The sequence below is a fragment of the Clostridium sp. MSJ-8 genome (assembly GCF_018918325.1).
Lineage (GTDB): Bacteria > Bacillota > Clostridia > Clostridiales > Clostridiaceae > Clostridium.
Genome location: NZ_JAHLQH010000045.1, coordinates 37,507 through 49,191 on the forward strand (window position 1 = coordinate 37,507; position 11,685 = coordinate 49,191).

An 11,685-nucleotide genomic window follows, 5' to 3' on the forward strand; every position below is an offset into this window, starting at 1 on the left:
ATCAGACATGAGAGTTATACAAAACTTAGATTTTCTAAGAGCATTTAAAGAGCTACTTCCTAAGTTGTTAGGAAGTGCGTTGGGAATAGTTGTCACAGTAACAATAATTGGTTTTATTTTAGCACTAGTGTTAGGATTTCTTCTTGCACTTGCAAGAGTATCTAAGCATAAGGTTCTAAATAGAATAGTAATTGTATTTCAAGAAATTATTCGTGGTACTCCATTACTAGTTCAATTAGTATATATCTACTATGTTGTACCGTTATTAATAGAAGTAATAGTATATTTGATTACAGGTAATGATAATAAGGTTGAATTAACACCAGTAGTTGCAGGTATCATTGGTATGGGAATTAATTATGGTACATATATATCAGAAGTAATTCGTTCAGCAATCATATCAATAGATAAAGGACAAACAGAAGCAGCTTTAGCATTAGGTTTATCACCTAGACAAGCTATGTTTAGAATAGTATTACCACAAGCATTTAAAATGTCTGTTCCTGTATTCGGAAATTATCTTGTAATGTTAGTAAAAGATACTTCATTAATGGCTTACATTACAGCTCAAGAGTTCCTTATGACTACTAAGGCATATACTGCTCAAACATTCTTAACTATTGAATCATATACAATATTAGCACTTGTATATTTATGTATATGTATTCCATTGTCATTATTAGTTAAGTTAGTAGAAAGAAAGGTAAGTAAGAGTTCAAGATAAGTCAAGGGGGTTTTAGATATGAAATATGTAATAACAATTAGTAGAGAATTCGGATGTGCTGCAAGAGATATAGGACATGGAATATCATCACAATTAGGACTTAAATTTTATGATAAGGATATGATAGATCTAGTTGCACAAAAAGCAGGAATCCATGTAGATATAATAAAAGAAAATGATGAGAAAGTTACAAGAACATTAAAAGAATTTTTATATGGATCTTCAACTAATTTCTATTCAGAAAAGGCTATACAAGCACAAGCTGAAGTCGTTAGAGAAATTGCAGATAAAGAAACTTGCGTTATATTTGGAAGATGTTCTGATTATTTCTTGAGGGAATATTCTAATTGCTTTAATATATTCTTATATGCACCTTTAGAGTATCGTATCAAACATATTGCAGAAGCGTATGGATTAGATGAAAAGGCGGCTGAAAAGATGGTTAAGAAAGTTGATAAGCAGAGACATAATTACTATAAATATGTTACAGGAAAAAACCGTGGTGATAGAGATGGAAAAAACATTATGGTAGATGTTAGTTATTTCGGAGTAGATGGAACTGTAGATTTAATATGTAAAGCAATAAAACAGAAGTTTAATATAGAATAAAAAATTATTGCAATATTTATTAGATAAATTATATTTTACAATTAATTAATATCAAAATTATATGTTTAAGTAAATAATATAATATGTATAAAATCCAATGTTATTTGGTTTGATTAATATTCTGTTTGTTATTAGTATCAATATCATGTGTTTTCATAAATAGCATAATTTCATTAAGTATTTCTAAATATAAAAAAATTAAGTTAGCTAAATGTTGTAAACTCACTAAAGTTCAAACAGTACAACATTTTAAACGCTACCTTAATTTTTTTATAATAAGAAATACTAAAATTCATTATAATAATATTATTTTACTTAAATCAATAATTTGATATTAATTAACTAATTTTTTATACAGAAGTGCATAATACATAAGATACTTGTTGATAATAGAGATATGCTAAAAAAACACCATAACGCTTGAATATTTAAAATAGAAGTAATTTGATGGAACAAAGCATTTTTGCTAGGGAAGAATTAATAATGTTTATAATAAATAAAATACTGTAAGAAATTAAAGGTAAGTATGAATAAAATTGAGCAAACGCTTTGTAAAATCAAATCACTTCTATTTTAATTAATTACTTTTTCATTTTTAAAGCGGATTTTACTTATTTTTAACATAGATTTTACATAAAGAAGATATACTAAACAAGTAAATGTAAAAAATTAACTAAAAATGTGAAGTGGAGTATATTGATCTATGAATAACAGTGATAGAATTAGAGGATTAACTACTGAAGAAGTTTCGGAGAGAATAACACAAGGAAAAGTAAATATTATAGAGGATAAAAATACAAAGAGTAATTGGCAGATAATTTCTGAAAATGTATTTACATTGTTTAACTTATTTAACTTTATAATTGCAGTGGCATTAACAGCTGTTGGAGCTTATTCTAATTTGGCTTTTATGCTTATAATTGGAATTAATGTATGTATTGGAATTGTTCAAGAAATACATGCTAAGAATATGGTTGAGAAACTATCAGTATTAAATGTGTCTAAGATTAATGTTATTAGAGATGGGGAAAGCTGTGAGATAGAGGTTAGTGATATAGTAATTGATGATACAATAATACTTAGTATGGGGGATCAGATTCCTTCAGATTCGGTAGTCACAGATGGAAGAATAGAAGTTAATGAGTCATTATTGACAGGTGAATCAGATGTTATAGTTAAGAATCCTGGAGATAAACTTTTTTCGGGAAGTTATGTAGTAAGTGGTAAATGTAGTGCTATAGTAGAGAAGGTAGGTAAAGATAATTTTGCAACTCAGATAGCTATGAAATCTAAAAAGCACAAGAAATTACATTCAGAGTTATTAGATTCTATGAGGAAAGTAACTAAATTAACTAGTTTTATTATAATTCCAGTAGGTGCAATATTATTTATTGAAGCATATGTTTTTAGAGGTGATCTACTAAAAGAATCAGTAATTGCAACATCAGCAGCACTATTAGGTATGTTGCCTAAAGGATTGGTTTTGTTAATAAGTATATCACTTGCAACTGGAGTTATGAAACTTGCCAAGAAAAAAGTATTAGTTCAAGATCTATATAGTGTAGAAACATTAGCTCATGTAGATGTGTTGTGCTTGGATAAGACAGGAACAATAACAGAAGGAAAAATGAAAGTTGTTAATGTGGATATATTTGATAAGGATGTTATTCCTATAGATGTTAACAAAGCGATGGGGGCATTTGTTAATAATATGGAGGATAATAATGCTACCTTTGAAGCTCTTAAGAATTATTTTACAGAAGATGATCATCAATTTGAAGTAATAGATAAAGTGAACTTTTCATCAGAAAGAAAATGGAGTTCGGTAACAATTAAAGATATTGGAACAATAGTTATTGGAGCACCAGAGAGACTTATGAAGAAAAGTAGTTTTGTAATGCCTAAAGAAAAGATTAAGCTTCAAGAAAGTGGTATGAGAATATTGTTAATTGCATTTACCAATGAAGATATAATAGAAGGGGAATTACCAGAACTTAATATTGTAGCAACTATAGAATTAACAGATCCACTTCGTAAGAATGCTAAAAAAATGCTAGGTTTCTTTAAAGAAGAAGGAGTGAAAGTAAAGATAATATCAGGAGATAATCCTATAACTGTTTCAAGTATAGCGAAACAAGCAGGACTTGAAGAATATAATTCTTATATAGATTTATCAGATATAGAATCAAATGATATAATACCAGAATTAGTAGATAAATACTCTATATTTGCAAGAGTATCGCCAGATCAGAAGTATTTGCTTGTTAAAGCTCTACAAGAAAAAGGTCATACAGTAGCTATGACTGGAGATGGAGTTAATGATGTCATAGCGTTGAGGCAAGCTGATTGTAGTATAACTATGCCTGAAGCAAGTGATGTTGCTAAACAAGTATCTCAAGTAGTATTATTAGAATCAGATTTTGGCGTGTTAAAAGATGTATTAATGGAAGGAAGAAGAGTTGTAAATAATATAACTAATGTTGCTAGAATATTCTTTATTAAAACTTTCTATTCAGTTTTATTATCTATATTAAATATAGTAACATGTACTCAATTCCCGTTCATTCCTATACAGATAACTTTGATAGATTTAGCTATAGAGGGATATACATCATTTTTCCTTTCATTTGAAGAAAATCAAAAGAGAATTAAAGATACATTCCTTAGAAGTGTTATAAGAAATGTGTGGATATATTCTGTAACAATAATAATTAATATAATAATTATGTATTTATTATATAAACCATTAGGTATTAAATATGATGAAGCTACTACTGTTATGTATTACATAGTAGGATTTGTTAGTATATTAGCAGTTATTAAAGCTTGTAGACCATTTAATAAGTTAAGAGCATTTTTAGCTAGTACAACAGCAGTAGGTTTTTTTGTGGCCACAATTCTCTTTAAGAATTTATTACAACTATCTTCAATTGGAAGTACAGCAATGATTGTACTAGGTATATTATTTATATTTAGTACAATTATTATAACCACTAAAAATAAAATAACTTGTAATTAAATTTTAATTAGAAATATTTTTGTTTTCTGCTAGTTGTTTTTGTGACAAACTAGCTTTTTTTTATAATCTTTAAATTTTTATACTAAACTCATATTTTATTTCTTCTTTGTATTTTACTTATAACTTTATAATATTAACAGAGACCTTTTTGTATACAATAAATCATAGTTTACATTGCTGTTACTTATCACAACAATATAATAATGCATTATATAAATATAGCCCCAAAGGAAAAAATTATATTGTATAATATGTGATAAAATAGCAGACCAACTTGTTATAAATAAAAATTATAACAAGTTAGAACTTTTATATATTTTACAAAGAAGACTTAACTTGGTAAGATAAATACATAGTAATTCCTAGCAAACATATATGAAATGTAAAAAAGAAAAAAGGAGCTGATCGAAAATGAAAATTGTTGATAGTTACTTTAAAAATGAATTGATGGTAGAACGAATGTGTATATAAGTATTAGGTTATATAAGAAAAAAACGAAGAATTAAAAGATAAAGAAATAATAAATGGAAATTTTGGAGGAGATAATTATGACAAAGAAAAGAGAAGATAGAAATTTTAAATTTGAAACATTACAATTACATGTAGGACAAGAACAACCAGATCCAGTTACAGATGCAAGAGCAGTACCAATATATCAAACATCATCATATGTATTTAGAAACAGTGATCATGCAGCAGCAAGATTTGGATTAACAGATGCAGGTAACATATATGGAAGACTTACTAATCCAACAGAAGATATATTTGAAAAGAGAATAGCTGCTCTAGAAGGTGGAGTTGCAGCATTAGCAGTAGCATCAGGTGCAGCAGCAATAACTTATACTATAGAAAATTTAGCACAAAATGGAGATCATATAGTAGCAGCAGAAAATATATATGGAGGAACTTATAATTTACTTGCTCATACTTTACCAAAGTATGGAGTAACTACAACTTTTGTAGATCCAAGTGATTTTGCAGCAATAGAAAATGCTATTCAAGATAATACAAAAGCAGTATATATAGAAACTTTAGGTAATCCAAATTCAGATATCGTTGATATTGCTAAGGTTGCAGAAATTGCCCATAAACACAAAATCCCACTAGTTGTAGATAACACATTTGCAACACCTTATTTAGTAAGACCAATAGAATATGGTGCTGATATAGTTGTTCATTCAGCAACTAAATTCATAGGAGGTCATGGAACAACTATAGGTGGTGTAATAATAGATAGTGGTAAATTTGACTGGGAAGCAAGTGGAAAATTTGAATCATTAACAGCACCAGATCCAAGTTATCATGGAATAAGTTTTACAAAGGCAGTTGGACCAGCAGCTTTTGTTACTAAGATAAGAGCAATATTATTACGTGATACAGGAGCTACATTATCACCAATTCATGCATTTATATTCTTACAAGGATTAGAAACATTATCTTTAAGAGTTGAACGTCACGTAGAAAATGCATTAAAAGTAGTTCAATACTTAAATAATCATCCTCAAGTTGAAAAAGTACATCATCCATCAGTTTCAGAAGATGCAGTTCAACAAGAATTATATAAGAAATATTTCCCAAACGGTGGTGGATCAATATTTACATTTGAAATAAAGGGAGATGCTCAAAAAGCTAAAGACTTCATAGATAATCTAGAATTATTCTCACTTCTTGCAAATGTTGCAGATGTTAAGTCACTTGTAATACATCCAGCATCAACAACACACTCACAACTTAATGAAGAAGAATTATTAGAACAAGGAATTAAGCCTAATACAATAAGATTATCAATAGGTACTGAAAATATTGATGATATAATTGAAGACTTAGATGAAGCATTTAAAGCAGTAAAATAGGTATATTTGAACTGAAAAAAAAGTTATGATATATTAAAGATAAGTTATTAGGGGAGGGATATTAAATGACTTTACAACAGATAAGATATGTAATTGCAGTTGCTAGTACAGGTTCTATTAATGAAGCTGCCAAGAGATTATTTGTATCCCAACCTAACTTGTCGAGTGCTATAAAAGACTTAGAAGAAGAATTAAGGATAACCATATTTGCAAGAACTAATAAGGGTGTAATTATAACTCAAGATGGAGAAGAATTTTTAGTTTATGCTAAACAAATTATGGAACAGATGGATCTCTTAGAAGAGAAGTATATGGATCATAAGATTAAGAAAAAGTTTGGAATATCTACTCAACATTATTCTTTTGCAGTAAAGGCATTTGTTGAGATGGTTAAAGGCTTTGATATGAATCAATATGAATTTGCTATTAGAGAAACTAGAACTAATGATATATTAGAGGACGTTAAACTTGGCAAAAGTGAAATAGGTATATTATATATTAATGATTTCAATGAAAAAGTTTTAACTAAGCTAATAAAATCTTCTGAACTTAAGTTTCAAGAGTTATTTAAGTGTAAAGGATATGTATATTTGTGGAAGGATCATCCTTTAGCTAAAAATGATATTATTACAATGAAGGATTTAGAGGCTTATCCTTGCTTAGCTTTTGAACAAGGAGAAAATAATTCATTTTATTTTGCTGAAGAAATTTTGAGTACATATAATTATCCCAAGATAATAAAAGCATGTGATAGAGCAACTATGTTAAATCTTATGATAGGATTAAATGGATATACTCTATGTTCTGGTATTATATGTGAAGAACTAAATGGTAGTGACTATGTTGCTGTTCCACTTGAGACAGAAGAAGTTATGAAAATAGGTTATATAACTAGAAAGAATTCAGTAATAAGTGATATAGGCAAGAAATATATTGAAGAAGTAAAAAAATACATTGGAATCTTGGTAGATGAAGATGATATAGAAACAGAAAAAAAGATTTAGTTAAATATAAAAAATGAATTTAAAAACTCGGCTAATGTGTACCGAACTCCAATTGTTAGATTTTTTCAATCTAATTTTTTTGGGAAGACGATTTGGTACAATTAAGCCGATTTTTTTTACTCTATAGTGAACATAAGATTTACAAGTTAGGGGGTTGACCTTTACGTTACGTGAAGGTGTAAACTTAATTTACGCCATAGTTACCTTGGCGATTTTGATAATGAGAAGAGAAAGGAGTTTGTGTTATGCAGTATACAGCAGGAGAATTAGCAAAGTTATTAGGAGTTTCATCAAGAACAATACGATTTTATGATGAGAAAAAACTTTTAATACCATGTGGATATTCAGATTCAGGATATCGTTTATATGATGAGCAGAGTGTTCAACGTTTACAAAAAATAATGATGTTGAAGTTTATGAATTTTTCTCTAGAACAGATTGCAGGAATTATACAAAATGATGGCGGAGATATTCGGGAATCTTTACGAGAACAGGAATTGATGCTAATTGAGAAGAAAGAGCATATTTTAAGAATAATTGATGCTGTTAGAAAAACTGAAAATTCTTCGGATGAAGAATTTTGGGATAACATGCTTCGTACCATTAAGATTACTAGAGAAAGAGAAGAGGTGGTTGCACAGTATGCAACTGATGAGAACTTAATTAACAGAATATCCATTCATAACTTTAGTACTTCTAAACAAAGCTTTTACAGTTGGTTGTTAGAAAGGATAGAACTAAAGGAAAATATGAAGATTTTAGACATAGGATGTGGAAATGCATATTTTTGGAAGAGAGTAGCAAAGGATCTTCCAAAAAATCTTGAGATTCATTTAGTTGATTATTCTGAAGGCATGATTAAAAGTGCTAAAAAAAGTGTAAATGATATTTTGAAAGAATATCCTGAGAAATGTCTTAAGTTTGTGGTGGACAAAAGGGATGCAACCGATTTTTCTTATCCTGTCTCAGGTTTTAATAGAATTATGGCAAATCATGTATTATTTCACATGAGTAAGGACAGTAGAATTCAGTTATATCATAAGATTCAAGCTTTACTTACAAAGGGAGGACGTTTTTCATGTAGCTTAATTGGGAAAAATCATATGAAAGAGATTAATGATTTTATTGAGGAATATTATCCAAGTATTGGAGTCGCTTCAGAAAAGTTTGATATTTTATTAGAAAACGCTGAAGAAGAATTGCAGAAGTATTTCAAAGTGCTTAAGGTTGAAGAACAAGACAATGATTTGCTTGTACCAGATGAAGAAACTATTTTTAACTATGTTACATCTTATTCACAGACTGCAAAAGAAATAATAAGTAAAGAAAAAGAACTATTTTTAGAACGTGTTTGCTTGAAGAAGAATATGGACGGGTGTATGTATATTCATAAATCAACAGGAAATGTTGTATGTGAGCTTCTTTAAATTTAAAGAAAATGATCGAAGAAATTAAGTTGAAATTACAGAAGTAATTAGAAATAAATATATTAAATAGATAAACTTGCAAAGTTTTTGTCTGTAATAAGTATTTATGGATATATATAATAATCACTGTAAGATAAACGCATGGCAGTGAATATTTGAGTTACTTCGATTAATGAGTGGATTATTACTCAAATAGATTTTCTCCATGAATAAAATAGGTAGTGTAGAAAAGTGTTACTTCGGATTTTATGTTAGCTCTTAAGTAGGAAATGAGCAAAACACTTTTTGATTTTCTCCTATTTTTATAAAATAATCTTTTTATTATGAAAGGGTGAAATAGAATGAGTAAATTTAATAATATAATTGTAAGAAAAAATAAATTAACAATTAACAATGAAGGCCATATTGCTTATAAGATGAAACTTAAAGAATTAGTAGTAGTAGAAGCCCTATCTAGTTTTTTTGGAGAATTAAAATTTTATAATGACAATACTAATGACATAATACAAAATGTTAGAAAGATGATTGAAATAGAACCTGATTTTATTGCTAATTTGGCTATATATTCTAGGTGTGTTATGAATTTAAGAAGTATATCTCATATGCTTGTAGCTGAACTTGCTCATTCTAATAATGGTAAAAAATATGTTAGAGAAGTTACAAAAGAGATTGTAACAAGACCAGATGATATGACTGAGATTCTTTCATATTATATAAATACTTTTGGAAAACCAATACCTAATTCTCTTAAGAAAGGAATAGCAGATAGTTTCATTAGATTTGATGAATATAGTTTAGCAAAGTATAACAGTGCTTATAGCCAGTTAAAACTAAAAGATATATTATGCCTTGTTCATCCAAAGGCAAAGGATGAAAAGCAAAATGATATGTTTAAGAGGCTTATAGAAGGAAAATTAGAAAAAACATTAACATGGCAGACAAAGCTTTCTACTATAGGCAATACAAAGGAAGCTTGGGAAGAGCTTATAGCAAGTGATAAGTTAGGCTATATGGCTATACTTAGAAATTTGAGAAATATATTAAAATGCAATCCTAGTAATATTGATAAGGTTTACGAAATATTAAGTAATGAAGATAGAGTATTAAAGAGTAAACAATTACCTTTTAGATTTTATTCTGCTTATAATACATTATGTAGAGAAGGTATGGGAACTTCTAAGATATATAGTGTATTAGAAGATGCAATAAAATATTCAACTAGTAATATTGACAAAATATCTGGAAGAACTTTTATAGCTGCAGATGTTTCAGGCTCTATGACTATGCCTATAAGTAGTAGAAGTGAAGTTACATCAGCAGATATTGCAGTAGTAATGATGGCTATTGCAAATTATATATGCGAAGAAGCTATAACAGGTACTTTCAGCGATACATTTGAACTATATCCTATGAGTAGTAGTGGAGGAATAATAGCTAATGCAAAAAGTGTACCTATAACAGGTTTGGGTACCAACATGATTGCACCACTTAGATATTTAATTGACAACTATATATATGTAGATAGAATAATTATTTTATCTGATAATGAAGCAGGATATTCATATAAAGGAATATGCCAACAATATGTTGATGAATATAGATGTAAAGTTAATCCAGATGTATGGGTACATGCAATAGATATGAATGGATATGGAACTCAACAATTTTGGGGAGGTAATGTAAATATAATTTCGGGTTGGAGTGAAAATATATTTAAATTTATATCTTCAGTTGAGGATTCTGGAAAGAAAAAAATGTTAAATGAAATTGAAAATTACTATTTTAAGAAAGGAAATATAAGTTATGAAGGTTATACAGGGTAAATATACTATGGCTAAAGTTTTTACAGATAATATAGAAGAAGAAGCTATAGATCAATTAACGGAATTATGTAATCAACCTTTTGTAGAAGGGTGTAAGGTAAGAATAATGCCTGATACACACAAAGGATCAGGCTGTGTTATAGGATTTACGGCAGATCTTGGAGATAAAGTTATTCCTAATATAGTAGGTGTAGATATAGGATGTGGAATGTTAACTATAAAGCTTGGCAAGGTAGATATAGATTTAGAGAGGTTAGATGAGATAATAAATAAGTTTATTCCATCAGGACAAAATGTACATGAAGGAAGAATGATAAAATATCCTAAATTACAAGAGCTAAAATGTTATAGATCTCTTAAAAATACCAAGAGAATCGAAAGAAGTATAGGTTCATTAGGTGGTGGAAACCATTTTATAGAAGTAGATATTTCAGATGATGAAGAATTATATTTAGTTATCCATTCAGGTAGTAGAAACTTGGGTAATCAAGTCGCTATAATATATCAAAAGTTAGCCATAGACTTATGTTCAGGTAGAGGAGATTATTATACCAAGAGAGATGAGATAATAGAAACTTTCAAAAAAGAAGGAAGAAGAAAAGAAATACAGAAAGAATTAAAAAAATTAGAAGCATTATATGAAGAACTAAAACCTATATATCCTAAAGATTTATGTTTCTTAACAGGAAGGTATAGGGAGGATTATCTTAATGATATGAATATATGTCAAGAATATGCAACACTAAATAGAGAAACTATGGCAAATATTATATTAAATCATCTTATGAATAAGAGTTTACAAGACTTCGAACATTATGAAACTATACACAATTATATTAATTTTAAAGATAATATAATAAGAAAAGGTAGTGTATCATCTTATAAAGGAGAAAAGTTGATTATTCCTATAAATATGAGAGATGGCAGTCTTCTATGCATAGGGAAAGGTAATGATGACTGGAATTATTCTGCACCTCATGGGGCTGGTAGAGTAATGAGTAGAACTAAGGCAAAAGAACAAATAAGTTATGAAGAATTCAAGAATTCCATGAAAGGAATATATACAACATCAGTTTGTGAATCAACAATAGATGAAGCCCCTATGGTATATAAGCCTATGGAGGAAATTATCAAAAATATATGTGATACAGTTGATATTATTGATATAATAAAACCAATATATAACTTCAAAGCAAAAGAATAAACTGTATGAGGTAAGGGGGAGA

General features: G+C 28.5%; 8 protein-coding genes. All 8 read left to right on the forward strand.

Annotation, left to right across the window (positions count from 1 at the left end):
- Positions 1–7: 7 nt before the first annotated feature.
- The 8 genes from KQI77_RS10145 (at position 8) to KQI77_RS10180 (ending at position 11,663) form a co-directional block, all read left to right on the forward strand.
- Positions 8–724 (forward strand): amino acid ABC transporter permease, encoded by a 717-nt coding sequence (locus tag KQI77_RS10145; protein WP_216390315.1) that lies wholly within the window; start codon positions 8–10, stop codon positions 722–724.
- A gap of 18 nt (positions 725–742) precedes the next feature.
- Positions 743–1,333, forward strand: coding sequence for an AAA family ATPase (locus KQI77_RS10150; RefSeq protein ID WP_216390316.1), 591 nt, complete (start codon positions 743–745; stop codon positions 1,331–1,333).
- Positions 1,334–2,036: 703 nt separating this feature from the next.
- Positions 2,037–4,352, forward strand: a complete 2,316-nt coding sequence (locus tag KQI77_RS10155) for a cation-translocating P-type ATPase (RefSeq protein ID WP_216390317.1) — start codon at positions 2,037–2,039, stop codon at positions 4,350–4,352.
- Positions 4,353–4,900: 548 nt separating this feature from the next.
- Positions 4,901–6,205, forward strand: coding sequence for an O-acetylhomoserine aminocarboxypropyltransferase/cysteine synthase family protein (locus KQI77_RS10160; RefSeq protein ID WP_216390318.1), 1,305 nt, complete (start codon positions 4,901–4,903; stop codon positions 6,203–6,205).
- Positions 6,206–6,270: 65 nt separating this feature from the next.
- Positions 6,271–7,209, forward strand: coding sequence for a LysR family transcriptional regulator (locus tag KQI77_RS10165; RefSeq protein ID WP_216390319.1), 939 nt, complete (start codon positions 6,271–6,273; stop codon positions 7,207–7,209).
- 245 nt (positions 7,210–7,454) lie between these two features.
- The gene (locus KQI77_RS10170) at positions 7,455–8,636 is read left to right on the forward strand and encodes a MerR family transcriptional regulator (RefSeq protein ID WP_216390320.1); all 1,182 of its coding nucleotides are present in this window, start codon (positions 7,455–7,457) and stop codon (positions 8,634–8,636) included.
- Positions 8,637–8,977: 341 nt separating this feature from the next.
- Positions 8,978–10,459, forward strand: a complete 1,482-nt coding sequence (locus KQI77_RS10175; RefSeq protein ID WP_216390321.1) for a TROVE domain-containing protein — start codon at positions 8,978–8,980, stop codon at positions 10,457–10,459.
- On the forward strand, positions 10,440–11,663 hold the full coding sequence (locus tag KQI77_RS10180; protein WP_216390322.1) for an RtcB family protein: 1,224 nt from the start codon (positions 10,440–10,442) through the stop codon (positions 11,661–11,663). The genes KQI77_RS10175 and KQI77_RS10180 overlap by 20 nt, the downstream gene beginning before the upstream one ends.
- Positions 11,664–11,685: the final 22 nt, after the last annotated feature.

Bases quoted from the DNA above. Each gene is read 5' to 3' on its own strand.
- KQI77_RS10145 (WP_216390315.1), top strand. From the start codon at position 8: ATGAGAGTTATACAAAACTTAGATTTTCTAAGAGCATTTAAAGAGCTA.
- KQI77_RS10150 (WP_216390316.1), top strand. From the start codon at position 743: ATGAAATATGTAATAACAATTAGTAGAGAATTCGGATGTGCTGCAAGA.
- KQI77_RS10155 (WP_216390317.1), top strand. From the start codon at position 2,037: ATGAATAACAGTGATAGAATTAGAGGATTAACTACTGAAGAAGTTTCG.
- KQI77_RS10160 (WP_216390318.1), top strand. From the start codon at position 4,901: ATGACAAAGAAAAGAGAAGATAGAAATTTTAAATTTGAAACATTACAA.
- KQI77_RS10165 (WP_216390319.1), top strand. From the start codon at position 6,271: ATGACTTTACAACAGATAAGATATGTAATTGCAGTTGCTAGTACAGGT.
- KQI77_RS10170 (WP_216390320.1), top strand. From the start codon at position 7,455: ATGCAGTATACAGCAGGAGAATTAGCAAAGTTATTAGGAGTTTCATCA.
- KQI77_RS10175 (WP_216390321.1), top strand. From the start codon at position 8,978: ATGAGTAAATTTAATAATATAATTGTAAGAAAAAATAAATTAACAATT.
- KQI77_RS10180 (WP_216390322.1), top strand. From the start codon at position 10,440: ATGAAGGTTATACAGGGTAAATATACTATGGCTAAAGTTTTTACAGAT.